The organism is Burkholderia mayonis (genome assembly GCF_001523745.2).
GTDB classification, from domain to species: Bacteria; Pseudomonadota; Gammaproteobacteria; order Burkholderiales; family Burkholderiaceae; genus Burkholderia; species Burkholderia mayonis.
Map to the genome: position 1 here is coordinate 2,763,789 of NZ_CP013386.1, position 26,756 is coordinate 2,790,544.

Consider the following 26,756-nt stretch of genomic DNA (forward strand, 5'->3'; position numbering starts at 1 on the left):
CGCAACGCGCATCGTCAGCGCGCGGACACCGGCCGCACCGCGGCGGCCGCCCGCTTCGCGCGCTCGCGCGCTTCGTCGACGTTCGCGCCCGTCGCGAGCGCGACGCCCATCCGGCGCTTGACGAAGCTCTCCGGCTTGCCGAACAGACGCAGGTCCGCGCCCGGCACCGCGAGCGCGTCGCGCACGCCTTCGAACGCGATGCCCGCTTCGTCGAGCCCGCCGTAGATCACGGCCGACGCGGCGGGCGTCGTGAGCGCGGGCTCGACCGGCAAGCCGAGAATCGCGCGCGCGTGCAGCTCGAACTCCGACTGGCGCTGTGACGCGAGCGTGACGAGCCCCGTGTCGTGCGGACGCGGGCTCACTTCGGAGAACCAGACGTCGTCGCCGCGCACGAACAGCTCGACGCCGAAGATCCCGCGGCCGCCGAGCGCGGCCGTCACGCGATGCGCGATGTCGCGCGAGCGCTCGAGCGCCTTCGCGCTCATCGGCTGCGGCTGCCACGACTCGACGTAGTCGCCCGCGACCTGCACGTGCCCGATCGGCTCGCAGAAATAGGTGCGCGTCTCGAGGCTCGCCGGATCGATCGCGCGCACCGTGAGCTGCGTGATCTCGTAATCGAACTGGATGAAGCCCTCGACGATCACGCGGCCGTGATTCACGCGGCCGCCTGCCATCGCGTACTGCCACGCGGGCTCGACGTCGGCGTCGCGCCTGACGACCGACTGCCCCTTGCCCGACGACGACATCACGGGCTTCACGACGCACGGGAAACCGATCTGCGCGACGGCCGCCTTGAATTCGTCGAACGACTGCGCGAATGCGTACGGCGACGTCGGCAGCCCGAGTTCCTCGGCCGCGAGCCGGCGGATGCCCTCGCGGTTCATCGTGAGCTGCGTCGCACGCGCGGTCGGAATCACTTCGGCGACGCCGGCCGCTTCGATCGCGGCGAGCGCGTCGGTCGCGATCGCCTCGATTTCGGGCACGACGAGATGCGGGCGCTCCGCATCGACGAGTGCGCGCAGCGCGTCCGGATCCGTCATGTCGATCACGTGCGCGCGATGCGCGACCTGATGTCCGGGCGCGTTCGGATAGCGGTCGACGGCGATCACTTCGACGCCGAGCCGCTGCAACGCGATAATGACTTCCTTGCCCAACTCGCCCGCGCCGAGCAGCATGACGCGCGTGGCGGACGGCGAAAGCGGCGTGCCGAGCCGCTGACCGATCTGCATGAGATTTCCCGCTGGATGATGGATGGCGAAAACGACTTGCGATGTTAACACGCAGGGACTGTGCGCCGCCCGTCGATTTGGCGGGTCGCGGCCGTTGGGCGCCGCGCGGCGGCAAGCGCGGCGCAGCGGCTCGCGGGCGCCAGGACGTCGCGACGGCGAGGCTTTGCAGCCGCCACGTTCATTCATGCGTTCGACGAACATCGCAGCCCTTGCGACCTTCGCGACTTCCACAGCCTTCGCGACGCTCCCGCCGTCGCGTCGTCCACATCCACAAAATGATCGGCGACTTCGACGCGCCTCGGAAGCCCGGCATCGTCGCGCCATCCGCGATCCCCGCGCGCCAACGACGCTCACAACGACGTCTCGCCTCGCATATGCGTCGCGCGCAAAGCCATCGCGACCATCGCGACGATCCGATGCAATCCTCGGCAACGCACCGCATTGCCGGCGAATCGCGCAAGAAACGCCCCGCGTCATTGCCGCAAGACGCACGAACGAACGCGTGCGGCGACTGTCCGCTCGCGTCCGACGACGCTAGTGCGTTACCCTTACGGCTTCGCCAGCAACATTGAAATTCGAAGAGGAACGAGGCCATGTTCAATTCATCCGCAGCCGCGCACATGCGCTTTCGCGTTGTCCGCTCGCTGCGCGCGCCGCTCGGTGCGCTGACCGTCGCCGCGCTTCTCGCCGCCTGCACGATGCCGACGCATCCCGACTCGAGCGCCCCCGCCCCCGATCCGTTCAATCCCGCGACGGTCCAGCTGATCGACGACACGAGCTGGGCGCTCGTCAACTGGCGCAATGCCGACGGCTCGCAACGCGACGTCCCGCACGGCGACAACGGCGAGCCGATCAAGCTCGCGCTGTCGACGCAGTCCGGCGTGCGGCGCGCGGCCGGCTTCTCGGGCTGCAACCGCTATGCGGGCGCCTACGACGTGAAGAACGGCGTACTGAGCTTCGGCCCGCTTGTCGGCACGCGGATGGCGTGCATCGCGCCGGCGCGCGCCGCGCTCGAGCGAGACTATCTCGCCGCGCTCGACCACATCGCGAAGGCCGGCGTGCAGATGCGCGATCCTCAACAGTTGATCCTCATCACCGACGACGGCGCGACGCTGACGTTCGCGCGCCGCGACAGCAAGTAAGCAGCGACGCGCGTCGGACGGCCCCGCCGGCGAAGCGGACGGCGGGCGCTGCCCGCCGGGTTGCGCGCGCACGACGACGGCGCGACGACGCGCGCCGTTCCCGAAACCAACTTCGTCGACCGGTTAAACTCGACGGGGTCGCGCGTCGCGCCCCGTCCTCCTCCAGTTTCTGAGCATGCAAACGGTAGTTCTCGGCTGGTTCGGCCTCTCGGCCGTCTGGTTCATTCCTCTTTTCTGGCGGCTCGTCAAGGCGATGTTGCCGGGCGGCGGCGGCCTCGCGGGCCACGGCTCGATCCGGCTATGGCTCGGCTTCTTCTGCGTGCTCGTCGCGAGCTGCACGCTCGCGACCGCGCTGCCGGGCGACGCGACGACGAACGCGCTCGGCCACACGCTCGCGGGCGGCTTCGAACGGGTGTTCGGGCACGTCGGCACGCCGCTCGCGATGGTCGTGCTGTTCTTCGTCGGGCTGCCGTGGCTCGTCGGCGTTCGCTGGCAGCAGGTGAACGCGTGGCTCGACGCGTCGTTCGGTATCCGCTTCGCGCGCGAGCGCGGCGGCGAATCGCGCGGCGTCGCGGACCTGCCGCGCGCCGCGCTGCATCGCGACGACGACCGGCGCGTGCGCCGCGCAGCCGACGTGCAGCCGACGACCGCGCACACGGTCAACTCGATGGCGCCTCGGCAGAATGGCCGCTTTTCACGGCCGACGCTGTGGAAGCCGAACGACGCGCAGCGCGGCGATCGACGCAACGCCGCGGCGCGACCCGCGGTGGAACCGACCGCGCCCTCCGGATGGCTCAAGCCGGGGGCGTCCGCGCGCGGCACGGCGTCGGCAGCCGCGGTGGCGGGAGCGGCGGCGAGCGGCGTCGCGAAGGCGGCCGCGGTCGCAGCACCCGCGAGCGGACTCTCGAAGACGGCGGGCAGCGCCATGACGACGGGCGAGCCGGCGAAAACGGCCGGCGCCGCCAGGCCCGTGAGCAGCACGTCCCAAGCGGCCAACCCGACGACGCCGGCGATGTCGGCGAGCGGCGTATCGAAAGCTGCGAGCCCGGCGACGCAAGGAAGCATTGCGGCGAAAGCGCCGCATCCAGTCTCGACCGCACCCGCGGCCGGCCCGGCAAGGGCTGCCGGAACGATGCCGGCGGGCGGCCTCGCGAAGCCGGCAAGCGGCGCCGCGTCGGCAGGCGGAGCGGCCGCCCCGCTCGGCACGCACGTTTCGTCCGGCACGCCCCACGCACCGTTCGCACCGGCTGCGGCCGGCATCGCCAAGCCGATCGGCTCGACCGCGGCCGTCGCGGCGATCGGCAAGCGGTCGGGACCGCATCCCGCCACGCCCGACGAGCGCTTCGTGCTGCGCCGCCCGGCGACGCAGGCCGCCGTATCGGCTGCTCGCAATCGGCCGATGACGTTCACGCCGTCGCGGCAGGCGGCGGCCAGCGCGCCGCGCCGCAATCTTGCCGCGACGCTGCCACAGCCCGCCCGCGCGCCGATCACGGCACCCATCGCAGAATCCGCACGCAAGCGGCCGGCCGGCCCGGCGCGCGCGCCGCTCTACGCGTGGACGGAAAAACCCGCGGAACGCATCGCGCCCGCAGCAAGCGTGCACGAGACGCTGCGCTCGATCGAGGCCAACGCCGCGCAATGGACGACGATCGCCGGCGCGACGAGTGTCGCCTCGGTGCCGGAAGCGGCGCGCGCGCCGTCCGTGCCGTCGGCCATCGAGGCGGCGGCGGTTGCATCGAGCATTCCAGCGGCAGAGGAAGTGACTGCGGCTGCGGTTTCTCCTGTCGTCGAGGCTGTCGCACCGGCGGCCGAAGTAGCCTGGTCAACGGTCGACGCCGATGCCGCCGCCCCTGCCGAAGCCGACGCGCCCGCCGCTGAATCGGCGGTAGCAGCATCCGACGCCCCGGCCGTCGACGTCATGGGCAAGATCACGTCCGTCGAAGCCGCGGCTGCATCGGTCGATGCCGCTCGCGGCATCGACGTCGGCACGCCCGTCGCGCATGCCCCCGAAGTCGGCGCGGCCGGAACGTCCCTGTCGCCGGCTGCCGAGACGACTCACCGGATTGACGCGTCCGTCATGCCCGCTGCAGCCGCCAATGCGGCCGTCGAAGACGCCCCGCCCGTCGCCGATGTCGGCGCGCCTGCCGGCAATCCGGCAGAGCAGAACGCCGCATCCGTCACGGTATCGGCGAGCGACGTCGTCGCCGCCGCTGCGCCTATTGCGACGGCCGACGCGCCGATCGTCGCCGAGGCGGTCCGGTCGGCCGCCGTGACGAAACCTGCATCGGTTGCAACGTCCGAAGCAGCCGACGCAAAAGATCCGACCGGCGCGCCCGATATGAAGCCGCGAGACGACGCTGCGCCGCACGAGCCGGCATTCGGCATTGCCGACACGCCATCGCCAAGCCAGGAACCGGCGACCGCCGTCGTCGCAAGCGAGCAGCGATCCGTAGCCGCACCGAGCGTCGCTCCCGCGTCGCAAACCGCCGCCCCGATCGCGGCAGGCGCCGCGCTGACCGCCACGTCGAACGGCGGCGCCGTGGACCGCAAGCCGATCGCGCCGGCCAGCGGCAACAGCACACAAGCCGTGCCGCAACCGGCTGTCGCTTTCGGCTCGCGCACGATGGCGAGCGCTTCGCAAGCCGTCGACACGCGGCGCGCGATCGCGCCATGGGAAGACGCGGTGGACGCCGGCGTCCCGGCTGCGCCTTCCGCGACGATGCAAACCGAATCGCACGCGCAACCGCAATCGACACGAGCTGCGGCCACGATCAGTGCGGCCGCCTCGCAACCGGCGCCCGCCGAATCGTCGGCGAGTGCTGCAACCGCCCTGCCCCGGACGGGCGACGCGGCACGCCCCGCGACGAGCGCCCGGAACAGCGACGCATTGGCCGCGACCAAAAACGCGACTGCGCCGATGCTGGAGAAGGCCGCGGTCGTATCGAACGAATCGAAGGCTCAGACAATGCCGGCCATGGATACGTCGCCGTCTGCCTCGACTGCTCCGACTGCCTTGACCGCTCCGGCCATCTCGGCCGCCTCGCTCGTTCCACCGCCTTCGACGACACAGACCTCGACGGGCAATGCAGCCGGCGCAGTCGGCATGGCCGGCGCGGCCTTCGGCATGCAGGGCGCCGCCCGTGCGGCGGCAGCGACCGCCCAGACCGTCTCGGGGACCGCCGCCCCGGCAAGCGCCCCGACGACGCCCGCCAGCACGCCCGCGATCAATCGAGCGGCGTCCGCCGCCATGCCGTCGCCTGCATCGACGACAGCCGTTCCGAACACGCCTTTCGCCGCCACCGCCACCACCGCCGGCTCCGCCGGATCGACGTCCGCTGCGACGTCACCCGCGCCAGCGACGCAATCGCCGAGCGGATCGAGCGCCGCCGCACCATCCGGCGCTGCATCGGTCGCCACGCCGGATACGACGATGCCCGCTCCCGTCGCGTCGGACACAGTCACGAAGGCCGTGGCGTCACGCACCGTCGCGCCTGGGGAGACGTCGAACTTCGCCGCGCCTCGCGCGGCCGCGACGTTCTCCAGCGTGCCCGTCGCGATCGCGACGGCCGTCCCCACATCGCGCCCGGCCATGCCGCCCATCGGTGCGTCGAATATCCCGCCAGCCGCAGCCGGGCCAAGCGCAGTCGCGCCGAGCGGCGGCGTGCCGCCCGCCGGCGCGGCGGGCATCGCCGCGCCGAACTTCGCCGCCGCGCCCGCAGTCACCTCGAACGCAGTCGCCGCGCCCGCAATCACGTCGCCCGCCGGCGCACCGTCCGTCATGCCGAGCGTGAGCGCGCCGACGGCCGCAACGACAGGCGTCGCCGCTCCCGGTGCAGTCGCCTCGCCGATCGTCGCGCCGAGCATGACGCCGCCGAACGTCACCGTATCGTACGCGCCGGCGCCGACCGGCCACGTGTCGAGCGTGCCGAACGCAACCGTGCCGGGCGCGTCGCCGTCGCCGCACACCGCCGCACCTGGGGCGCCGCAAGCGCCGGGCACGCCAACCATGCCACCCACATCGGATGCTGTCGCCGCCGCGCCGTCAAGCGCCGCCCCCGCCGAGCGCCCCCGCCCGATGCTCCAGCCGGGCCCGAACGCGTTCGAATTCCACGCGCCCGCCGCGTCGAACGTCGAACTGCCGACGCTCGATCTGCTCGAACCCGCGGCCGACACCATCGAGGCGATCTCCGACGAGCATCTCGCGCAAACCGGTCAGATCATCGAGCAGCGTCTGCAGGAGTTCAAGGTGCCGGTGACGGTCGTCGGCGCGTCGGCCGGCCCCGTGATCACGCGCTTCGAGATCGAGCCCGCGCTCGGCGTGCGCGGCAGCCAGATCGTCGGCCTGATGAAGGACCTGTCGCGCGGCCTCGGCCTCACGTCGATCCGCGTCGTCGAGACGATCCCCGGCAAGACCTGCATGGGCCTCGAGCTGCCGAACGCGAAGCGGCAAGTGATCCGCCTGTCCGAAATCCTCGCGTCGCGCCAGTACCAGCACTCGGCGTCGCAGCTCACGCTCGCGATGGGCAAGGACATCACCGGCAATCCCGTCGTCACCGATCTTGCGAAGGCGCCGCACATGCTCGTCGCCGGCACGACCGGCTCGGGCAAGTCGGTCGCGATCAACGCGATGATCGTGTCGCTCCTCTACAAGGCGACGCCCGAGGACGTGCGGCTCATCATGATCGATCCAAAGATGCTCGAGCTGTCGGTCTACGAAGGCATCCCGCATCTGCTCGCGCCCGTCGTCACCGACATGAAGCTCGCCGCGAACGCGCTCAACTGGTGCGTCGGCGAGATGGAAAAGCGCTATCGGCTGATGTCGGCCGTCGGCGTGCGCAATCTCGCGAGCTTCAACCAGAAGATCCGCGACGCCGCCGCGAAGGAAAAGAAGATCGGCAACCCGTTCTCGCTCACGCCCGACGATCCGGAGCCGCTGTCGCCGCTGCCGCTCATCGTCGTCGTGATCGACGAGCTCGCGGACCTGATGATGGTCGCCGGCAAGAAGATCGAGGAGTTGATCGCGCGGCTCGCGCAGAAGGCGCGCGCGGCGGGCATCCATCTGATCCTCGCGACGCAGCGGCCGTCCGTCGACGTGATCACGGGCCTCATCAAGGCGAACATTCCGACGCGCGTCGCATTCCAGGTGTCGTCGAAGATCGATTCGCGCACGATCCTCGATCAGATGGGCGCCGAATCGCTGCTCGGCCAGGGCGACATGCTGTTCCTGCCGCCCGGCACCGGCTACCCGCAGCGCGTACACGGCGCGTTCGTCGCGGACGAGGAAGTGCACCGGATCGTCGAGTATCTGAAGCAGTTCGGCGAACCGCAGTACGAGGAAGGGATTCTCGACGGGCCGGGCTCCGAAGGCGGGTCGCAGGATCTGTTCGGCGAGGCGCCGGACGCGGAAGCCGATCCGCTCTACGACGAGGCCGTCGCGTTCGTCGTGCGCACGCGGCGCGCGTCGATCTCGTCGGTGCAGCGGCAGTTGCGCATCGGCTACAACCGCGCGGCGCGGCTCGTCGAGCAGATGGAGGCGGCGGGCCTCGTGTCGCCGATGGGCATCAACGGCAGCCGCGAGGTGCTCGCGCCGCCGCTGCCCGAATAAGCGCGCGGTGCATGTGCCGCCGCGCGGCACGGCTTCGACACCGCGCGGCACGACGCAATGCAGCAAAAGCCCCCTCGCGACACGCGAGGGGGTTTTTCATTCTCGAACTCGAACGAACCACCGGAACGCACTCGGCGCCCGGCGTCCGGCTCCCGCCTCGTCCCTGACTGATCCGACCAGCCGCTGCGGCGTTCGCGCGCGCTGCGCGCCGCTCGCCGCTACTGCACCGGCACGAACTCGAAGTCGACCGGCTTGCCGACCTCGATCTTCGCCGGATTCGGCTCGAGCCGGCCGCTCGCGACGTCGCGCCGGAACACGAACACGCTGTCGCTGTCCTGGTTGCCGACGATGAGCCACTTGCCGCTCGGATCGATCGCGAACTCGCGCGGCGTCCTGCCGAGGCTCGATTGACGGCCGGCGAGCTTCAGCTTGCCGTCGGCCGGGTTCACCGCATAGATCACGATGTCGTTCGCGTCGCCGCGGTTGCTCGCGTACAGGAAGCGCCCGTCCGGCGACAGGTGCAGCGCGCCCCCGCCAACCTTGCCGGCGAAACCCGGCGCAGTCATCGAAACGGTCTCGACGTGCGCGAGCCGGCCATCGTCGTAGCGATACACGTCGACCGACGCGTTCAGCTCGTTGGTCACGTAAGCGAACCGCCCGTTCGCGCCAAACACGAGATGGCGCGGGCCCGAGCCCGGCTTCACGAGCGCGTAGCGCGCACCGGTCGGGCCGACGAGCCCGCGGCTGCCGTCCGGCGTGTAGCGGTACGAATAGATCTTGTCCGCGCCGAGGTCCTGCACGAACAGATACTTGCCGTCCGGCGAGAACACGGTCGAATGGACGTGCGCGCCGTCCTGGCGCCCCTTCACGGGGCCCGTGCCCTCGTGATGCACGTTCAGCACGGCAGCGCCGAGCGCGCCCGTCGCCTCGACCGGAAATACCGAGAAGCTGCCGCCCGGATCGGACGCGACCGAATAGTTCGCCGCGACGAGATACTTGCCGTCCGGCGACAGGCTCAGGTAGCACGGATCGTTGCCTTCCGACGACACGCGGTTGACGAATGCGAGCGCGCCCGTCTTCGCGTCGAAGTCGAATGCGCTGACCCCGCCGCGCACGCTCGCCGGACCGGCGTCGCCGGGCAGCTCGTTGACCGCGTACACGTGGCGGCCGTCGCGGCTTGCGACGAGGTACGACGAGTTCTCGGCCTTCGCCGACGACACGGGCGTCACGCGCCCCGAATCGGTGTCGAAGCGATACACATGGATGCCATCGCTGCCCGGGCCCGCGTAGGTGCCGACGAGCAGGTTGTAGACGCCGCCCGCAGGGCCGGCGCTCGCATCTTGTGCGAACGCATGGGCGCTCAGGAGCGGCAGCGCGAGCGCGAAACCTTTCATCCAGTGGCTCAGCCTAAGCGGGAAAGTGAAAGACGAAGGCGCGTGAGCGCGTTGGGTCATCGGAACCTCCTTGCATCGATCCGTCTCAAGTGATGTGATGTTGCGAAGCGCGGGCCGTCCGGACTCCCCGCGCGGCGTCGTCCGCCGGAGTATACGGGTCCCCGCTTGCCGCCGTACAGCGCGGCGCGGGCGTGCCCAGATCATGAACGACAAGATTGTTGGAGTTGGAGGATCGTCGCCCATGCCCGCCCTCATCGAAGACTATGCCCTCGTCGGCGACGGCCACACGGCCGCGCTGATCTCCCGGGACGGCTCGGTCGACTGGCTGTGCTGGCCCCGTTTCGATTCCGGCGCATGCTTCGCCGCGCTCGTCGGCACGCCGGAGCACGGCCGCTGGCTCGTCGCGCCCGCCGCCGACGTCCGCGTGAGCTCGACGTCGCGCCGCTACCGCGGCGACACGCTGATCCTCGAAACCGACTACGAGAGCGACGAAGGCGCCGTCACCGTGATCGACTTCATGCCACCCGACAGCGGCTGGTCGGAGCTCGTGCGGATCGTCGTCGGCCGGCGCGGCGAGATGAAGATGCAGATGCAGCTCGTGTTGCGTTTCGACTACGGCTTCTCGGTTCCGTGGGTCACGCGGCTGCCGCGCGAAGCCGGCGTGAAGGCGATCGCGGGTCCGGACACGGTCGTGCTGCGCACGCCGGTGCCGCTGTCGGGCCAGAACCTGCATACGGTCGCCGAATTCACCGTGAAGGCCGACGAGCGCGTGCCGTTCTCGCTCAGCTACGCGGCGTCGCACCTGCGGCTGCCGCCCGCCCGCGAGCCGCTGTCGATGCTCGCGCGCACCGAGAACTACTGGCTCGAATGGTCGACGCGCTGTCCGTTGCGCGGCCGCTACGCCGCGGCTGTGCGCCGCTCGCTGATCACGCTGAAGGCGCTCGCGTACGAGCCGACGGGCGGCATCGTCGCCGCGCCGACGACGTCGCTGCCCGAACAACTGGGCGGTTCGCGCAACTGGGACTACCGCTACTGCTGGCTGCGCGACGCGACAATCACGCTGCTCGCGCTGATGCGCGGCGGCTACTACGACGAAGCGCGCGCATGGCGGGCGTGGCTCGGCCGCGTGATGGCGGGCTCGCCCGAGCAGATCCAGATCATGTACGGGATCGCGGGCGAACGGCGCCTGCCCGAAATGGAGCTCGACTGGCTGCCGGGCTATCACGACTCGCGGCCGGTGCGGATCGGCAACAACGCGGCGAACCAGTTGCAGCTCGACGTGTTCGGCGAAGTGATGGCCGCGCTGCACATCGCGCGCGTCGGCGGCCTGCAGGCGGACGACACGGTCTGGTCCGTCCAGACGACATTGCTCGCGCACCTCGAGAAGATCTGGCGCGAGCCGGACGAAGGCATCTGGGAGACGCGCGGCGGCCGCCGGCACTTCACGTTCTCGAAGGTGATGGCGTGGGTCGCGTTCGACCGCGCGATCAAGTCGGCCGAGATGTTCCGCCTGCCCGCGCCGCTCGACCGCTGGCGCGCGGTGCGCGACGAGATCCACGCGGACGTCTGCGCGCACGGCTGGAATGCGCGCGTGCGCGCATTCACGCAAAGCTACGGCAGCGACGCGCTCGATGCGAGCGTGCTGATGCTGCCGCTCGTCGGCTTCCTGCCGCCGTCCGATTCGCGCGTGGCGGACACGGTCGCCGCGATCGAGCGCGGCCTGATGCACGACGGCCTCGTGCTGCGCTACCACACGACCGAATACGACGACGGCCTGCCGCCCGGCGAAGGCACGTTTCTCGCGTGCAGCTTCTGGCTCGTCGACAATCTCGCGCTACTCGGGCGCATCGACGACGCGCACGCGCTCTTTCGGCGCCTGCTGTCGCTGACGAACGACCTCGGCCTTCTCGCCGAGGAATACGATCCAGTCACGCGGCGTCAGGTAGGGAATTTCCCGCAGGCGTTCTCGCACGTCGGGCTCGTGCACACGGCGTTCAACCTGATGCATCACGAAGAGGAAATGCTGCGTGCGGCCGGCCAGCCAACGCCCGCCGATGCCGTCGCCGGACAATGATGCCGATTCACGTTTGCACGACAAACGTAAGACATCGTCAGATGTCGAGGCATCCCTCGAAAATGCGGGTATGCTGCGTTGCGACACCCCTGATTGTCCGATATGATCGGTCGCGACTGATTCGATCTCATGAGCGAATCGGTCCGATTGCTGACTGACACGGCACGCCGCGACGCTCCGCGCCGCCTTCGCGCACCGTTCTCCCATCGGGAGCTCGCATGCTTTACCAATTTCACGAATTCCAGCGGGCGATGCTGAGCCCGCTGACCGCCTGGGCACAGGCCGCCTCGAAATCGTTCGCGAATCCGTTGAGCCCGCTGTCGCTCGTGCCGGGCGCGACGCGCCTCGCGGCAGGCTACGAATTGCTGTTCCGGCTCGGCAAGGATTACGAGAAGCCGGAATTCGCGATTCACCAGATCGTCAAGGACGGGCACAACATTCCGATCGTCGAGCAGACGATCGTCGAGATGCCGTTCTGCCGCCTGCTGCGCTTCAAGCGCTACGCGGACGACTCGGACGCCGTCGGGCAACTGAAGGACGAACCCGTCGTGCTCGTGTGCGCGCCGCTGTCCGGCCACCACTCGACGCTGCTGCGCGATACGGTCCGCACGCTGCTGCAGGATCACAAGGTGTACATCACCGACTGGATCGACGCGCGGATGGTGCCCGTCGAAGTCGGCCCGTTCCACCTCGACGACTACGTCGACTACATCCAGGCATTCATCCGACATATCGGCGCGCGCAACCTGCACGTGATCTCGGTATGCCAGCCGACCGTGCCCGTGCTCGCGGCGATCTCGCTGATGGCGAGCCGCGGCGAGGACACGCCGCTCACGATGACGATGATGGGCGGTCCGATCGACGCGCGGAAGAGCCCGACGTCGGTGAATTCGCTTGCGACGAACCGCTCGCATTCGTGGTTCGAGAACAACGTGATCCACACGGTGCCCGCGAACTATCCGGGCGAAGGCCGCAAGGTCTATCCGGGCTTCCTGCAGCACACGGGCTTCGTCGCGATGAATCCAGAGCGCCACGCGCAATCGCACTGGGACTTCTACCAGAGCCTGTTGCGCGGCGACGAGGAAGACGCCGAAGCGCACCGCCGCTTCTACGACGAATACAACGCGGTGCTCGACATGGCGGCCGAATATTACCTGGACACGATCCGCATCGTGTTCCAGGAATTCCGTCTCGCCGAAGGCACGTGGGACATCCATGGCGAACGCGTGAAGCCGGCCGACATCCATTCGACCGCGCTGATGACGATCGAAGGCGAGCTCGACGACATCTCGGGCAGCGGCCAGACGCACGTCGCGCACGAGCTGTGCACGGGCATTCCGCAGGCGCACCGCCGCAGCCTCACCGCCGAGAAATGCGGCCACTACGGTATCTTCTCGGGCCGCCGCTGGCGCACGATCATCTATCCGCAGCTGCGCGACTTCATCCGCGAGCACGCGTCGCAGCCGAAGAAGCCGACGCCGCAGACCACGCGCCCGCCGACTTCGCCGACCACGCCGAGCGAATCGACGTCGGGCAGCGAGACGGCGAGCACCGCGCCGGCGGCGGCGGCGGCGACGCTCCGGCTGGCGGACGCGAAGCGCCCGGCGGCGAAAGCGCGCGCGGCAAAACCGGCCGCCGCGAAGCGCACCGCAGCGAAGGTCGCGGCAACGCGCGTGCCGCGTTCGCGCAAGGCTGCCTGACGCCGGTCCGCCGCTTATCGCCGAACGAGCGTGGCGAAAATCCGAAACCAGCCGGGCGCCCTGCCCGGTTCAACGCCTGAGCAGATACGCGAGCAGCAGCTCGGTGTTCATCTTGACCATCTCGGTTCGCTCGCCGGGCGTGCTGAAATCGCGGCCGAACGTCGCCGCGAGCGTGAAGCGGTTCGACACCATGTAGTAGCCGAGCCCCGACAGCGTCACGTAGAAGCGCAGCGGATCGATGTCCGTGCGAAAGAGCCCCGCCTTCTGGCCGCGTTCGAGCACGCCGTCGAGCGTCGCGACGATCGGCGAGATCATCTCGCGGATGCGCGTCGACTTCTGCAGATAGCGCGCCTCATGCAGGTTCTCGTTGTTGAGAAGACGTAGCAGATCGGGATGATCGCGGTAATAGTCCCACACGAAATGCGCGAGCCGCGTGATCGCCTCGACGGGCGCGACGCCCTCGAGATCGACCGCCCGCTCGGCCTCCGTCAGCGCGGAGAACGCGTATTCGAGCACCGCAGTGAACAACTGCTCCTTGCTGCCGAAGTAGTAATAGAGCATGCGCTCGTTGGTCTCGGCACGGCGTGCGATCTGGTCGACTCGCGCACCGAACAGCCCCCCTGTCGCGAATTCGTCGGCTGCCGCGAGCAGGATCCGGCGCCGGGTTCCCTCTGGGTCTCTTTTGATTTTTGGCTGATTCATAGTGGCGTTTTGCTATGTGAGCCGCGTAGTCCGGCTCGCGCCGCCGGCCCTGCGTCGATCGCCAGCAGCATGAACGGGCGCGCCGTCGTTAAGGGACACCCTGCTATAGTCACGCGGAAAAGCGTTTTGATTATGGCACATGCGTTGTTAAGCGCAATGCGAAAAATCGGCGATAATTGTCGTTTCGAGAAAGATCCTGGCCGCATTCGAACGCCCGGCCGCCGTGCCGCGCCCGCGCGCCTCCCCACGTAGTCACCGTGACTGATTCCAAGACCCTCGCGGATCGCATCGAAGATCTGCTGCCTCAAACGCAATGCACGAAGTGCGGCTACGAAGGCTGCCGTCCGTACGCGGAGGCGATCGCGGCCGGCACCGCCGGCTACGACCAGTGCCCGCCGGGCGGCGTCGAAGGCGTCGCGCGCCTCGCGAAGCTGCTCGGCAAGCCCGTGATTCCGCTCAATCCGGAGCACGGCGTCGAGCGCCCGCGCCCCGTCGCGTTCATCGACGAGCAGCTGTGCATCGGCTGCACGCTGTGCATGCAGGCGTGCCCCGTCGATGCTATCGTCGGGGCACCGAAACAAATGCATACGATCGTCGCCGAGCTCTGCACCGGCTGCGACCTGTGCGTGCCGCCCTGTCCCGTCGACTGCATCGCGATGATACCCGTCACGGGCGAGACGACCGGCTGGGACGCGTGGTCGCAGCAGCAGGCGGACGCCGCGCGCACGCGGCACGACGCACGCCTCGCGCGCCAGACGCGCGAGCGCGAAGCGGCCGAAGCGCGCGCGGCGGCGCGGCGAGCGGCGAGCGCTGCGGCAGCCGCCCCCGCGGTCCCCGCGCCTGCCACGGCCGCCGCCGACGATCCGGAAGCGAAGAAACGCGCGATCATCGCGGCGGCGCTCGAGCGCGCCCGCAAGAAGAAGGAAGAGCTCGCCGCGCAGGGCGCGGGCCCGAAGAACACCGAAGGCGTGAGCGCCGCGGTGCAGGCGCAGATCGAAGCGGCCGAAGCACGCCGTCGCCGTCTCGCCGACCCGCGCGACACGAGCGACAAGCCGGACGACGCCGACGCTTCGGATGCCGCGGGCGACGCATCGCCGACCTCGAAACCGAAGCCATAACCGCATGAACGCCAACAAACGACGCGCGATCTTCGAAACGCTGCAAAGCCTCAACCCGCATCCGACGACCGAGCTCGAATACACGACGCCGTTCGAACTGCTGATCGCAGTGATGCTGTCGGCGCAGGCGACCGACGTATCGGTCAACAAGGCGATGCGCAAGATGTTCCCGGTCGCGAACACGCCGAAGAAGATCGTCGCGCTCGGCGAGGAAGGCGTCGCCGACTACATCAAGACGATCGGCCTCTATCGGACGAAGGCGAAGAACGTCGTCGCGGCATGTCGGATCCTGCTCGAGCGCTACGACGGCGAAGTGCCCGCTGACCGCGAAGCGCTCGAGAGCCTGCCAGGCGTCGGCCGCAAGACCGCGAACGTCGTGCTCAACACCGCGTTCGGCCAGCCGACGATCGCCGTCGATACGCACATCTTCCGCGTTGCGAACCGCACGGGGCTCGCGCCCGGCAAGGACGTGCGCGCGGTCGAAGCCGCGCTCGAGAAGTTCACGCCGGAGGAATTCCTGCACGACGCGCATCACTGGCTGATCCTGCACGGACGCTATGTATGCAAGGCGCGGCGGCCCGAGTGCTGGCATTGCGCGATCGAGCCGCTTTGCGAATACAAGCCGAAGACGCCGGCGCCGGTGCAGTAACGGACGTGGGCCGCGTGTGAAGCTGCGCGCGGCTGTGCGAATCGCTTCGTACGCGTGTGGGCGTCGTGAGACGCGGCGGCTGTGCCAGCCGCGCGGCATCGCGTTGGAGCCGTCCGTATGCGAGGCGACCGTCCCTTCGGTTGTTCACCCGGTCATCCGTTCCGAGCCGTTCGAGCGGACACGCAGGACGCTCGCCGCGCGACCGCGTGCTTGTTGCGCGTCCGTTCGTCGCCGGCTCGACGACGTCCGCACAATTGCAGCCGCATCGAAAACGACAGCGTGCTGCGTCGACTTTCCGCCACCTGCTCCGACCTTCGCGCAGTCCAATCAACGGGCGACGAATCCCAGCCTCGCGGCCGCGCGTATCGCGCCGTCCTGATCGCTGCGTCGCCCCGCTCGACTTGCTCGACTTGCTCGACTTGCTCGACCCGCTCGACCCGCTCGACCCGCTCGACCCGCTCGACCCGCTCGGCAGAATCACCATCGCACACGCGTCTTCGATATGCGACGCCAGCTCTTCTTCCCCCAGATCGAGCCGCCGCCCCGTCCAATCGACAATGGACACCCGCCGAACGCCCGCCCAGCGAGCCACACGCGTTACGCGCCCGCGATCGCCTTCGGCTCCGCTTCGTTGGCCGCATTGCCCGCGCGCACGAGCCACAGCACCGCCGCGAGGATCGCGACGCCGCCCGCCCCTTGCAACGGCGTCAGCGTCTCGCCGAACAGCGACGCGGCCAGCGCGACCGTCACGACGGGCTCGAGCGTCGACAGCATCGACGTCCGCGCGGCGCCGAGCCGTTCGAGACCGGCGAAGAACGCGAGCATCGCGGCGACGGTCGACACGAGCGCGATCGCGACGAGCGCCGCCCAGCCGGACGTCGCGCGCGGCCAATGCGGCGGCGCGTCGAACGCGACTGTGCGCACGAGCGCGAGCATGACGAGCATCGCGGCCGCGGCGCAGCAGATGATCGCGACGGTCGCGAGCGGATCGACACCGCGCGCCGCCTTCGCGCCGACGACGATGTACAGCGAATAGACGACCGCCGCGCCGAGCGCGAGCGCGATGCCGAGCGGCTCGCCGCGGCCGCCGCCCACCATCAGCGCCGAGCCGGCGACGCACAGCGCGAGCGCGACCGCCTTCGCGCGCGTGAGCCGCTCGCCGAGCCACCATGCGGCGAGCAGCGTGACGAACGCTGGATACAGATAGAGCAGCAGCGCGACGAGGCTCGCCTGCGCGTGCTGCAGCGCGCTGAAATAGCACAGCGACTGGCCGACGTAGCCGAGCGCGCCCATGCCGACGATCGCGCCAAGCGCGCGGCCGCGCGGCCAGTTGACGCGCCGCCGCCGCGCGACGACGGCGAGCAGCGCGCCCGCGATCGAGAAGCGGACGATCAAAAGGCCGAGCACGTCGGCGCCGCCCGCGTACGCGTAACGGCCGAAGATCGCCATCGCGCCGAACGCGGCGGCGGACAATGCGACGTACAGCGCGCCGCGCAACACGGCGGATGGTGCTCCGGCGGCGGAGGTCATGACGGAAAAGGAATAGTGAAAGCGCTCGATTCTAACGAGCTCCGGGTGACCGCATAAGCGGTGTTTATGCCGACGCTTGCGCCGCTCGCGACGCACACCGCGGCAAGCATCCCGCCTGGAACGACGGTCGAACAGGAAACGCATCGCAGCACGCCGGCATCCGCCAGCCGCCGTGCTGCTTCGGGCGCGCGGCAACACGCGCAGGCGAGCCGCGCCGCGGCTCTTCCGTTTCCGGCGTTGGCCCTGTCGCTCGCCGCGCGCGTGCCCGACGCGCTTTCGGCAGTCCCGCCGCAGGCGGCGTAAAATGCGCATTCGCGCGGCCGCGACGGCCCGCCACACGCTACCCCGCACTACATCATGTTCAATCCGAGCCGCGACGACGTGCGTCGCTTCTTCATCGACACCTGGCGCAAGCAGCGTTCGGGCGAGATCCTCACGCCGCTCGAAGCGATCGCGGCCGACTGGATCGTCGAGCATCCCGAATACCATGCAGAACTCGAGGACGCAGAGCGTTCGACCGCGCACGATTACACGCCCGACGAGGGACGCGCGAATCCGTTCCTGCATCTGTCGATGCATCTCGCGATCAGCGAGCAGTTGTCGATCGATCAGCCGCCCGGCATCCGGGCCGCGCACGAGAAGCTCGCCACCCGCTTCGACTCCGCGCACGACGCGCAGCACGCGATCATGGAATGTCTCGGCGAGACGATCTGGGAAGCGCAGCGCACGAATACGCCGCCCGATTCCGACGCCTATCTGCAACGGATCCTGCAGCGCGCTTCGCGTGGCTGAAGCCGCGCGGCCCGGCGTCGTCGCGTCGCTACGTCGTCTCGTCGTCGCATCGCTGCGATAGTCGAAGCGACGAGCGAGCACGCGCGGCACGCCTGCCATAGATGCAAAGGTCGGCCCCGACCGACGACCAGCGACGGGCCGCGACGCACGACTCGCCGGAGCGCATGAATCCGCCGTCCGTGCGCCCCGCATCTGTCCACCCATCGGCGCGGCGAAGGCCGCGCCCCACGAGCCGCGCCGTTACGCGCCGCCACCGAACGCACGCCCGCGCCGGACAAAAAAATACCCCGGCGCGAGGCGGGGTACTTTCGGCGCGCGCCGCACAAGCGGGCGCACGCGATGCCGGACGTGTCCGTTACTTCTTGAACACGAGACTGCCTTGCAGCGATTCGAGGTACGCGGCGATGTCCTTCATGTCGGCGACCGACAAGCTCTGCACCTGTGCCTGCATGATCGCGTTGTTGCGACCGAGGAGCGGATTCGTCAGGCCCATCTGGTACTGGCGCATCGCCCAGACCAGGTAGTCGGCGTGCTGGCCCGCGAGGCGCGGATATTCGGCGTTGATCGGATTGTCGAGCTTTGCGCCGTGGCAGGCCGCGCAGTTGTGCGACTCGACGAGTTCCTTGCCCTTCGCGACGTCCGCCGCATGCGCGGTGCCGATCGCGAAGCCGGCTGCGAGCGCGAGCGCCGCCGCCGTCTTGAGTGCCGTCTGAGGCTTCTTCATGGATGCTCCTATCCCGGTGCTGAGATCAGCAAGCGCGAGCTTACTTGTAGGGATTGTTCTTCGAATCGGGCTTTTGCGCGGCGTAGTAGGCCGCGAGATCGGCGACGTCCTGATCCGTCAGCGATTCGGCGATCGCGTTCATCGACGGGAAATGGCGATCCTTCTTCCGGTAGGCCCTAAGCGCGTTCTCGAGATAAACCTGGTTCTGGCCGCCGAGGAGCGGAACCCGGTAGACCTCCGGGTAGGCGACGCGGTAGCCTTCGATGCCGTGACAGCCGATGCACATCGCAGCCTTGCTCGCCCCGTCCTTCGGGTTGCCGACCACACCGGCCGCCTGCGCACTGGCGGATAGCGCCGCGAGCGCCGCAAGCACTGTGGCAGCGACATGTTTGCCGACGAATTTGTTCATAGCTCTTGTAACCTAGCTTGAGGGGAAACTGGCGCCCGCAAAGGCAACGGCCGGCGCCGTCATGCCGCCGTTATACTTGTGAGGCCGCCACGCAGGCCAAAAAAACGGCCAGATTGTACCGCGTCGTCGGGGAATGCGTCCACCATGCGGCCCCGCCGAATGCGCCCCGCACGATACACCGGCCGCGCAAGGCCGTCGGCGCTTCTGACTTATACTGGGATTTTTTGCCGGAAGCTCGCCGCCATGCGTTTCGAAGGTTCCTCGCAATACGTCGCGACAGACGATCTGAAGCTCGCCGTCAACGCGGCCCTCACGCTGCAGCGCCCGCTCCTCATCAAGGGCGAGCCCGGCACGGGCAAGACCATGCTCGCCGAGGAAGTCGCGGCGGCGCTCGACATGCCGCTCCTGCAATGGCACGTCAAGTCGACGACAAAGGCGCAGCAAGGCCTCTACGAATACGACGCGGTGTCGCGCCTGCGCGATTCGCAGCTCGGCGACGAGCGCGTGAAGGACATCGCAAACTACATCGTGAAGGGCGTGCTGTGGCAGGCGTTCGACGCCGAGCGGCCGAGCGTGCTGCTGATCGACGAGATCGACAAGGCCGACATCGAGTTCCCGAACGACCTGCTGCGCGAGCTCGACCGAATGGAGTTCCACGTGTACGAGACGCGCGAGACCGTGCGGGCGCAGCACCGCCCCCTCGTCATCATCACGTCGAACAACGAGAAGGAGCTGCCCGACGCGTTCCTGCGCCGCTGCTTCTTCCATTACATCCAGTTCCCCGATCCGTCGACGATGCAGAAGATCGTCGAGGTCCACTACCCCGGCATCAAGCAGGACCTGCTGCGCGCGGCGCTCGAGAGCTTCTTCGAGCTGAGAGGCGTGTCGGGGCTGAAGAAGAAGCCGTCGACGTCCGAGCTGCTCGACTGGCTGAAGCTCCTTCTCGCCGAAGACATCCCGCCCGACGCGCTGCGCTCGAAGGACCAGAAGCAGATCGTGCCGCCGCTCGCGGGCGCGCTGCTCAAGAACGAGCAGGACGTGAGCCTGTTCGAGCGGCTCGTCTACATGAACCGCCACAACCGCTAGGCGCGCCGGAGCTGCGAGGAGACACGCGAGATGAGCCGCCGGCCCCCATCCGTCACGCCCGCGATCGCGCACGCGACGTTCGACCGCCGCCCGGCTCGCCACGATTGCGCGAGGGCCCGCCCATGCTGATCGATTTCTTCTATTCGCTGCGCGCCGCGAAGCTGCCGGTGTCGGTCAAGGAATACCTGACGCTGCTGGAGGCGTTGAAGGCGCAGGTGATCGAGCCGTCGCTCGACGCGTTCTACTATCTCGCGCGGATGACGCTCGTGAAAGACGAGCAGTACTTCGACAAGTTCGACAAGGCGTTCGGCGCGTACTTCCACGGCGTGTCTGCGCTGCCCGCGGACGCGTTCGACATCCCGCTCGACTGGCTCGAAAAACGCCTGCAGCGCGAGCTCACGCCCGACGAGAAAGCGCAGATCCAGTCGCTCGGCGGCATCGACAAGCTGACGGAGCGCCTGAAGCAACTGCTCGACGAGCAGAAGGCGCGCCACGAAGGCGGCAACAAGTGGATCGGCACGGGCGGCTCGTCGCCGTTCGGGCACGGCGGCTACAACCCGGAAGGCATCCGGATCGGCGGGCCGTCGAACGGCAACCGCACCGCGGTCAAGGTGTGGGAGGCGCGCGCGTATCGCGACTACGACGACTCGGTCGAGATCGGCACGCGCAACATCAAGGTCGCATTGCGGCGGCTGCGGCGCTTCGCGCGCGAAGGCGCGGCCGAGGAGCTCGATCTGCCCGACACGATCCGCAGCACCGCCGCGAACGCCGGCTGGCTCGACATCAGGATGGTGCCCGAGCGCCACAACAACGTGAAGGTGCTGATGCTGCTCGACGTCGGCGGCTCGATGGACGACCACATCAAGCGCACCGAAGAGCTGTTCTCCGCCGCGAAGGCCGAATTCAAGCACCTCGAGTTCTACTACTTCCACAACTGCGTGTACGACCATCTGTGGAAGAACAACCGCCGTCGCCACTCGGAGCGCACGCCGACCTGGGACGTGCTGCACAAGTTCACGCCCGACTACAAGCTGATCTTCGTCGGCGACGCGACGATGAGCCCGTACGAGGTGCTGCAGCCGGGCGGCTCGGTCGAATACAGCAATCCCGAGGCGGGCGCCGTGTGGTTGCGCCGTCTCGCCGATCAGTTCCCGCACCACGCGTGGCTCAACCCCGAGCCCGAGCGCCTGTGGGAATACCGGCAGTCGATCTCGATCATCCGCGACGTGCTCGGCGACCGGATGTATTCGCTCACGCTCGCGGGCCTCGAATCCGCGATGCGCGCGCTCAGCAAATGACGCGCCCGCCGTCCCCCGTACCTTTCGACACCTCCGACGCTTCCAGCGCTTCCAACCCGACGTTCCACCGATGAGCAGTCAGCCGCCCGCCTCCAATCTGTCGCCCGCCGTCGCGCGGCCGAGTTTTTTCACCGACACGTCGGCGTCCGCGCTCGTCGCGGGCTTCGTCGCGATGATGACGGGCTATACGAGCTCGCTCGTGCTGATGTTCCAGGCGGGCCGCGCCGCGCATCTGACCGATGCGCAAATCTCGTCGTGGATCTGGGCGCTGTCGATCGGAATGGCCGTGACGACGATCGGGCTGTCGATGCGATATCGCGCGCCGATCGTCGTCGCGTGGTCGACGCCCGGCGCGGCGCTCCTCGTCGCGTCGCTGCCGGGCGTCGCGTACGCGGACGCGATCGGCGCGTTCGTCGTCTGCGCGCTGCTGCTCGCCGCGGTCGGTGCGAGCGGCCTGTTCGACACGCTGATGCGCAAGATCCCGTCCGGCATCGCCGCCGCGCTGCTCGCCGGCATCCTGTTCGAGATCGGCATCGAGATCTTCCGCGCCGCGCAGTTCCAGACTGCGCTCGTGCTCGCGATGTTCTTCACGTACCTGATCGTGAAGCGCGCGGCGCCGCGCTATGCGATCGTCGCGACGCTCGCGATCGGCGCCGCAGTCGCGGGCGCGCTCGGCTTGCTCGACTTCAGCCGCTTCCATGTCGCGCTCGCGCGGCCCGTGTTCACGATGCCGTCGTTCTCGCTGTCGGCGATCGTGAGCATCGGCGTTCCGCTCTTCGTCGTCGCGATGGCGTCGCAGAACGTGCCCGGCATCGCGGTGCTGCGCGCGGACGGCTATCGGACGCCGTCGTCGCCGCTCATCGCGACGACGGGCATCGCATCGCTCGTGCTCGCGCCGTTCGGCTCGCACGGGGTCAACCTCGCGGCGATCACGGCCGCGATCTGCACCGGCCCCGAAGCGCACGACGATCGCGCGAAGCGCTACACGGCGGCCGTCTGGTGCGGCGCGTTCTACCTCGTCGCGGGCGTGTTCGGCGCGACGATCGCCGCGCTGTTCGGCGCGCTGCCGAAGGCGCTCGTCGTGTCGGTCGCCGCGCTCGCGCTGTTCGGCTCGATCATGAGCGGCCTGACCAACGCAATGCAGGACGCCCGCCAGCGCGAGGCGGCGCTCGTCACGTTCATGGTGACAGCGTCGGGCCTCACGCTGCTGTCGATCGGCTCGGCGTTCTGGGGCCTCGTTGCGGGCGTGCTCACGCAGGCGATCCTGAATGCGCGCCGCGCCGCCTGACGCGCGTCGATCCCGTCGTTCGGCACCGGTTCCCGGATCCGGCCTAAAATGGAGGGTCCGGCGGCCGCGCGCAGCGCGCGCCGCCCTGCATCGCCCCGCGCCCCGCCGCGCGGTCGTCTTCACCGAACCGGCGCGCCGCGCCTTGCTCTCGACTCGTCATGACTACCGCACTCGACCAGCTCAAGCAGTACACGACCGTCGTCGCCGACACGGGCGACTTCCAGCAACTCGCGCAATACAAGCCGCAGGACGCGACGACGAACCCGTCGCTGATCCTGAAGGCCGTCCAGAAGGACGCCTATCGGCCGATCCTCGAGAAAACGGTCCGCGATCACGCGGGCGAATCCGTCGGCTTCGTCATCGACCGTCTGCTGATCGCGTTCGGCACCGAGATCCTGAAGCTGATCCCGGGCCGCGTATCGACCGAAGTCGACGCGCGCCTGTCGTTCGACACGCAGCGCTCGATCGACAAGGGCCGCGAGATCATCAAGCTTTACGAAGCAGCGGGCATCGGCCGCGAGCGCGTGCTGATCAAGCTCGCGTCGACGTGGGAAGGCATTCGCGCGGCCGAAGTGCTGCAACGCGAAGGCATCCGCTGCAACATGACGCTGCTGTTCTCGCTCGTGCAGGCGGCCGCGTGCGCGGAAGCGGGCGCACAGTTGATCTCGCCGTTCGTCGGCCGGATCTACGACTGGTACAAGAAGCAGGCGGGCGCCGAATGGGACGAGGCGAAGAACGGCGGCGCGAACGATCCGGGCGTCGAGTCGGTGCGCGGCATCTACACGTACTACAAGCACTTCGGCTACGAAACCGAAGTGATGGGCGCGAGCTTCCGCACGACGAGCCAGATCACCGAGCTCGCCGGCTGCGACCTGCTGACGATCAGTCCCGACCTGCTGCAAAAGCTGCAGGACAGCACCGAGACGGTCGCGCGCAAGCTGTCGCCGGACACGGCGAACGACGCGCGGCTCGAGCGCGTCGCAATCGACGAGTCGTCGTTCCGCTTCCAGTTGAACGACGACGCGATGGCGACCGAAAAGCTCGCCGAAGGCATTCGCCTGTTCTCGGCCGACGCGGTGAAGCTCGAGAAGATGATCGAGGCGCTGCGCTGACGCAAGCGGGCGACGATTCGCGGCGAGCGGGCGTCGTCGACGTGCGCCCGCCGCGCGGTTCGGCACCGGCATCTTTTTTTCGGATGCCTGAATCGGCGGGCACCGCGCTGCGAAGCGGCGTCCGGGCGTTGCCGCGCGGCATCGATTGCCCGATTGCCCGATTGCCCGATTGCCCGATTGCCCGATTGCCCGATTGCCCGATTGCCCGCCAATTGTCCACCGATTACCCACCCATTGCCCGCTGCCGGCGCCGATTTCTGGGGGGCGGTTCGATCGCCGCCCTTCTCCCCCACGCCTTCCCGGCCCGCTCGTTGCGGCCCCTTTCAATCTTCCCGTTACTGTCACCCGGACGCACTACAATCGTCCGCACGGGCGCGGCTGCGCCCGATCCCAGCCCAAGATCAAGGAGACGACGATGCAAGTACAACCGTGTCTGTTTTTCGGCGGCCGCTGCGACGAGGCACTGAAGTTCTACGGCGACGCGCTCGGCGCGAAGGTGAATTTCCTCGTGCGCTACAACGAAGCGCCGCCGAATCCCGAGCGGCCGATGCCGCCCGAGATGGCCGACAAGGTGATGCACGCGAATTTCCAGATCGGCGACTCAGTGCTGATGTGCTCGGACGGCGATTGCAAGGCAGGCACGCAGCAGGTGCACGACGGCTACTCGCTGTCGATCGATCCGAAGACCCTCGACGAGGCCAAGAAGATCTTCGACGCGCTGCTCGCAGGCGGCGGCGCAGTGACGATGCCGTTCGAGAAGACGTTCTGGGCGCTCGGCTTCGGCATGCTGCGCGATAAATTCGGCGTGCACTGGATGATCAACGTCGAAGATCCAAACATGAAGAAGTGAGCGCTTCGGAAGCCGAAGCTTCTCGCGGTCGACAAATGGACGACGCCCGCGGCGCAAGACGCGCCGCGGGCGTTTTGGCGTTCGCTTCCGGTCGATGTGAAACCGCGCGTCAACTCTCGACGACGTCGAAATAATCCTCCGGTCGCGTGCGGTCTTCCGCATGCGTCATCCCGAACGCGCGAACGAGCACACTGACGACGATCGACACGGCGAGATTCACGAGCAGCGACCAGACGGCCGCGTAGCCCGGAATCGCATGGCCGAACAGATGGATCGTGAAGATCGAGCTCGCGAGCTTCAGCGAAATCGCCATCCACGTGCCGCAGACGAGCCCGGCCACCCAGCCGAGCAGCAGCCCGCGATAGTCGAGCACGCGCGTGTAGAGGCCGAGCACGATCGCGGGCAGCGTCTGGATGATCCAGATCCCGCCGAGCAACTGCAACTGGATTGCGTACGTGAGCGGCAGCCCGAGAATGAACGCGACCGCGCCGACTTTCACGATCAGCGAAACGAGCTTCGCGACGTTCGTCTCCTGGTCGTGCGTCATGTTGCGATTGACGAATTCGCGATGGATGTTGCGCGTGTAGAGGTTCGCGGCCGCGATCGACATGATCGCGGCCGGCACGAGCGCGCCGATCCCGATCGCGGCGAACGCGACGCCGACGAACCACGACGGGAAGAAGTGCAGGAACAATGCCGGCACCGCGAAGTTCGGCCCGAACGCCTTGAAGTACGGCGCGTATTCCGGCATGTCCTTCACGCCCGACGCGAGCGCCATGTAGCCGAGCAGCGCGAGCAGGCCGAGCACGAACGAATACGCGGGCAGCATCGCCATGTTGCGCCGGATCGTGTTGCCCGACGACGACGACAGGATCGCCGTCACCGAATGCGGATAGAGGAACAGCGCAAGCGCCGAGCCGATCGCGAGCGTCGTGTACGCGCTGAAGCCGTTCAGGCTCGATACGTCGGGCGCCTTCAGCAACAGCTTCGCGGGCGGCACCGCGCCGAAGATGTGCCCGAAGCCGCCGAGCTTCGCCGGAATCACGATCACGGCCGCGGCGATCGTGATGTAGATCAGGATGTCCTTGACGATCGCGATCATCGCGGGCGCGCGCAGGCCCGACGTGTACGTGTATGCGGCGAGGATCGCGAACGCGATGATGAGCGGCAGGTCGCCGACGAAGCCCTTCGTGTCGAAGCCGAGCCCGCCGATCACGACCTCGATGCCGACGAGTTGCAGTGCGATGTACGGCATCGTCGCGACGATGCCCGTCACCGCGACGGCGAGCGCGAGCGAGCGGCTGCCGTAGCGGGCGCTGACGAAGTCGGCGGCCGTCACGTAGCCGTGGCGCTTCGCGATGCTCCAGAGTTTCGGGAACACGACGAACGCGAACGGATAGATGAGGATCGTATACGGCAGCGCGAAGAAGCCCATCGCGCCCGCGCCGAACACGAGCGCCGGCACGGCGACGAACGTGTAGGCGGTATAGAGGTCGCCGCCCAGCAGGAACCACGTGACGATCGTGCCGAAGCGCCGGCCGCCGAGGCCCCATTCGTCGAGATGGGCGAGATTGCCGCGCCGCCAGTTCGCGGCGAGAAAGCCCATGATCGTCACGCCGACGAAGAACAGTACGAAGACGAAGGTCGCGGTCAGGTTCATTTGCCGTCTCCCCGCGGGACGCCCTTCCAGCAATTCTTCGTCTTGAAGTAGACGAACGCCGTGATCACGGCGCTAAAGAACACCCACAGCAGCTGGTACCAGTAGAAAAACGGGAATCCGAACCATTGCGGTTCAATCTTGTTGTACGACGGCACCCAGACCATCGCAACGAGCGGCAGGACCAGCAGCCAGAGCCAGCGTTTCGCGGCCCGGCTGGCGTCGGCATCGTGAGCCATGACGTCTCCTCTTCACATCCCGGTTATTGATATGTTCTGAACGGGTACGGCAGTGCGAGAGGAACGACACGACGGTTAAGCTGCGCCTCCCCTGGCGTCAGTCAGTATAAAAGTCGGAAATACCCGGTCATACGAGGGCGAACCCGAAGCCCGCGCGC

Annotated in this window: 20 protein-coding genes; 12 read left to right on the forward strand and 8 right to left on the reverse strand. The window is 68.3% G+C overall.

The genetic code is table 11. The features are described 5' to 3' along the window. Window positions 1-14 precede the first annotated feature (14 nt). On the reverse strand, window positions 15-1,229 hold the full coding sequence (gene purT, locus WS70_RS13275; RefSeq protein WP_059469462.1) for a formate-dependent phosphoribosylglycinamide formyltransferase: 1,215 nt from the start codon (window positions 1,227-1,229) through the stop codon (window positions 15-17). 593 nt (window positions 1,230-1,822) lie between these two features. Here purT and WS70_RS13285 point away from each other — a divergent pair. Continuing rightward, on the forward strand, window positions 1,823-2,371 hold the full coding sequence (locus WS70_RS13285; RefSeq protein WP_059469461.1) for an META domain-containing protein: 549 nt from the start codon (window positions 1,823-1,825) through the stop codon (window positions 2,369-2,371). A gap of 175 nt (window positions 2,372-2,546) precedes the next feature. Beyond that, window positions 2,547-7,976, forward strand: a complete 5,430-nt coding sequence (locus tag WS70_RS13290; protein WP_059596670.1) for a DNA translocase FtsK — start codon at window positions 2,547-2,549, stop codon at window positions 7,974-7,976. Window positions 7,977-8,194: 218 nt separating this feature from the next. Here WS70_RS13290 and WS70_RS13295 read toward each other — a convergent pair whose 3' ends face one another. Then, on the reverse strand, window positions 8,195-9,370 hold the full coding sequence (locus tag WS70_RS13295) for a lactonase family protein (protein WP_226382842.1): 1,176 nt from the start codon (window positions 9,368-9,370) through the stop codon (window positions 8,195-8,197). Between the two features lie 241 nt (window positions 9,371-9,611). Here WS70_RS13295 and WS70_RS13305 point away from each other — a divergent pair, with 241 nt between their 5' ends. Together WS70_RS13305 and WS70_RS13310 are read left to right on the forward strand one after the other, a co-directional pair. Further along, window positions 9,612-11,444 carry a glycoside hydrolase family 15 protein gene (locus tag WS70_RS13305; RefSeq protein WP_059469458.1) on the forward strand — a complete coding sequence of 611 codons (1,833 nt, stop codon included), beginning with the start codon at window positions 9,612-9,614 and terminating at the stop codon, window positions 11,442-11,444. 218 nt (window positions 11,445-11,662) lie between these two features. Continuing rightward, complete coding sequence (locus tag WS70_RS13310) at window positions 11,663-13,144, forward strand: polyhydroxyalkanoate depolymerase (protein ID WP_059596672.1); 1,482 nt, start codon at window positions 11,663-11,665, stop codon at window positions 13,142-13,144. Between the two features lie 69 nt (window positions 13,145-13,213). On the opposite strand, the gene bspR is transcribed toward WS70_RS13310, so the two are convergent. After that, entirely contained in the window at window positions 13,214-13,846 is a 633-nt protein-coding gene (gene bspR, locus WS70_RS13315; protein WP_059469456.1) for a T3SS transcriptional regulator BspR, read from the reverse strand. Between the two features lie 257 nt (window positions 13,847-14,103). Between bspR and rsxB the strand changes: the two genes are divergently transcribed. Beyond that, on the forward strand, window positions 14,104-14,964 hold the full coding sequence (rsxB, locus tag WS70_RS13320) for an electron transport complex subunit RsxB (protein WP_059469455.1): 861 nt from the start codon (window positions 14,104-14,106) through the stop codon (window positions 14,962-14,964). A 4-nt stretch (window positions 14,965-14,968) separates the two neighbouring features. Continuing rightward, window positions 14,969-15,613 (forward strand): endonuclease III, encoded by a 645-nt coding sequence (gene nth / locus WS70_RS13325; protein WP_059469454.1) that lies wholly within the window; start codon window positions 14,969-14,971, stop codon window positions 15,611-15,613. A gap of 597 nt (window positions 15,614-16,210) precedes the next feature. Here the strand turns inward: nth and WS70_RS13330 are convergent. Then, a complete protein-coding gene (locus tag WS70_RS13330; protein WP_059469453.1) occupies window positions 16,211-17,143 on the reverse strand; it encodes a DMT family transporter in 933 nt (310 codons plus the stop codon). Window positions 17,144-17,500: 357 nt separating this feature from the next. Here WS70_RS13330 and WS70_RS13340 point away from each other — a divergent pair, with 357 nt between their 5' ends. Beyond that, a complete protein-coding gene (locus WS70_RS13340) occupies window positions 17,501-17,935 on the forward strand; it encodes a DUF1841 family protein (protein WP_059469452.1) in 435 nt (144 codons plus the stop codon). A 355-nt stretch (window positions 17,936-18,290) separates the two neighbouring features. Here WS70_RS13340 and WS70_RS13345 read toward each other — a convergent pair whose 3' ends face one another. Then, window positions 18,291-18,659 (reverse strand): c-type cytochrome, encoded by a 369-nt coding sequence (locus tag WS70_RS13345; protein WP_009892353.1) that lies wholly within the window; start codon window positions 18,657-18,659, stop codon window positions 18,291-18,293. Between the two features lie 40 nt (window positions 18,660-18,699). After that, window positions 18,700-19,068 carry a c-type cytochrome gene (locus tag WS70_RS13350; RefSeq protein ID WP_059469451.1) on the reverse strand — a complete coding sequence of 123 codons (369 nt, stop codon included), beginning with the start codon at window positions 19,066-19,068 and terminating at the stop codon, window positions 18,700-18,702. A gap of 243 nt (window positions 19,069-19,311) precedes the next feature. On the opposite strand from WS70_RS13350, the gene WS70_RS13355 reads away from it, so the two are divergent. The 5 genes from WS70_RS13355 (at window position 19,312) to WS70_RS13375 (ending at window position 24,702) form a co-directional block, all read left to right on the forward strand. Further along, on the forward strand, window positions 19,312-20,154 hold the full coding sequence (locus tag WS70_RS13355; protein WP_059469450.1) for an AAA family ATPase: 843 nt from the start codon (window positions 19,312-19,314) through the stop codon (window positions 20,152-20,154). A 122-nt stretch (window positions 20,155-20,276) separates the two neighbouring features. Next, a complete protein-coding gene (locus tag WS70_RS13360; RefSeq protein WP_059596701.1) occupies window positions 20,277-21,452 on the forward strand; it encodes a vWA domain-containing protein in 1,176 nt (391 codons plus the stop codon). 70 nt (window positions 21,453-21,522) lie between these two features. Further along, complete coding sequence (locus WS70_RS13365; protein WP_059596674.1) at window positions 21,523-22,740, forward strand: benzoate/H(+) symporter BenE family transporter; 1,218 nt, start codon at window positions 21,523-21,525, stop codon at window positions 22,738-22,740. Window positions 22,741-22,898: 158 nt separating this feature from the next. Next, complete coding sequence (gene tal, locus WS70_RS13370) at window positions 22,899-23,852, forward strand: transaldolase (protein ID WP_059596675.1); 954 nt, start codon at window positions 22,899-22,901, stop codon at window positions 23,850-23,852. A gap of 415 nt (window positions 23,853-24,267) precedes the next feature. Then, window positions 24,268-24,702 (forward strand): VOC family protein, encoded by a 435-nt coding sequence (locus WS70_RS13375; protein WP_059596676.1) that lies wholly within the window; start codon window positions 24,268-24,270, stop codon window positions 24,700-24,702. Window positions 24,703-24,811: 109 nt separating this feature from the next. Here the strand turns inward: WS70_RS13375 and mctP are convergent, their stop codons facing one another. Both mctP and WS70_RS13385 read right to left on the reverse strand, forming a co-directional pair. Beyond that, entirely contained in the window at window positions 24,812-26,362 is a 1,551-nt protein-coding gene (gene mctP, locus WS70_RS13380) for a monocarboxylate uptake permease MctP (protein WP_059469446.1), read from the reverse strand. Beyond that, the gene (locus WS70_RS13385; RefSeq protein ID WP_059469445.1) at window positions 26,359-26,598 is read right to left on the reverse strand and encodes a DUF3311 domain-containing protein; all 240 of its coding nucleotides are present in this window, start codon (window positions 26,596-26,598) and stop codon (window positions 26,359-26,361) included. Before WS70_RS13385 ends, mctP begins: the two co-directional genes overlap by 4 nt. Between the last annotated feature and the right edge of the window lie 158 nt (window positions 26,599-26,756).

Bases quoted from the DNA above. Each gene is read 5' to 3' on its own strand.
- purT (WP_059469462.1), bottom strand. From the start codon at position 1,229: ATGCAGATCGGTCAGCGGCTCGGCACGCCGCTTTCGCCGTCCGCCACG.
- WS70_RS13285 (WP_059469461.1), top strand. From the start codon at position 1,823: ATGTTCAATTCATCCGCAGCCGCGCACATGCGCTTTCGCGTTGTCCGC.
- WS70_RS13290 (WP_059596670.1), top strand. From the start codon at position 2,547: ATGCAAACGGTAGTTCTCGGCTGGTTCGGCCTCTCGGCCGTCTGGTTC.
- WS70_RS13295 (WP_226382842.1), bottom strand. From the start codon at position 9,370: ATGAAAGGTTTCGCGCTCGCGCTGCCGCTCCTGAGCGCCCATGCGTTC.
- WS70_RS13305 (WP_059469458.1), top strand. From the start codon at position 9,612: ATGCCCGCCCTCATCGAAGACTATGCCCTCGTCGGCGACGGCCACACG.
- WS70_RS13310 (WP_059596672.1), top strand. From the start codon at position 11,663: ATGCTTTACCAATTTCACGAATTCCAGCGGGCGATGCTGAGCCCGCTG.
- bspR (WP_059469456.1), bottom strand. From the start codon at position 13,846: ATGAATCAGCCAAAAATCAAAAGAGACCCAGAGGGAACCCGGCGCCGG.
- nth (WP_059469454.1), top strand. From the start codon at position 14,969: ATGAACGCCAACAAACGACGCGCGATCTTCGAAACGCTGCAAAGCCTC.
- WS70_RS13330 (WP_059469453.1), bottom strand. From the start codon at position 17,143: ATGACCTCCGCCGCCGGAGCACCATCCGCCGTGTTGCGCGGCGCGCTG.
- WS70_RS13340 (WP_059469452.1), top strand. From the start codon at position 17,501: ATGTTCAATCCGAGCCGCGACGACGTGCGTCGCTTCTTCATCGACACC.
- WS70_RS13345 (WP_009892353.1), bottom strand. From the start codon at position 18,659: ATGAAGAAGCCTCAGACGGCACTCAAGACGGCGGCGGCGCTCGCGCTC.
- WS70_RS13350 (WP_059469451.1), bottom strand. From the start codon at position 19,068: ATGAACAAATTCGTCGGCAAACATGTCGCTGCCACAGTGCTTGCGGCG.
- WS70_RS13355 (WP_059469450.1), top strand. From the start codon at position 19,312: ATGCGTTTCGAAGGTTCCTCGCAATACGTCGCGACAGACGATCTGAAG.
- WS70_RS13360 (WP_059596701.1), top strand. From the start codon at position 20,277: ATGCTGATCGATTTCTTCTATTCGCTGCGCGCCGCGAAGCTGCCGGTG.
- WS70_RS13365 (WP_059596674.1), top strand. From the start codon at position 21,523: ATGAGCAGTCAGCCGCCCGCCTCCAATCTGTCGCCCGCCGTCGCGCGG.
- tal (WP_059596675.1), top strand. From the start codon at position 22,899: ATGACTACCGCACTCGACCAGCTCAAGCAGTACACGACCGTCGTCGCC.
- WS70_RS13375 (WP_059596676.1), top strand. From the start codon at position 24,268: ATGCAAGTACAACCGTGTCTGTTTTTCGGCGGCCGCTGCGACGAGGCA.
- mctP (WP_059469446.1), bottom strand. From the start codon at position 26,362: ATGAACCTGACCGCGACCTTCGTCTTCGTACTGTTCTTCGTCGGCGTG.
- WS70_RS13385 (WP_059469445.1), bottom strand. From the start codon at position 26,598: ATGGCTCACGATGCCGACGCCAGCCGGGCCGCGAAACGCTGGCTCTGG.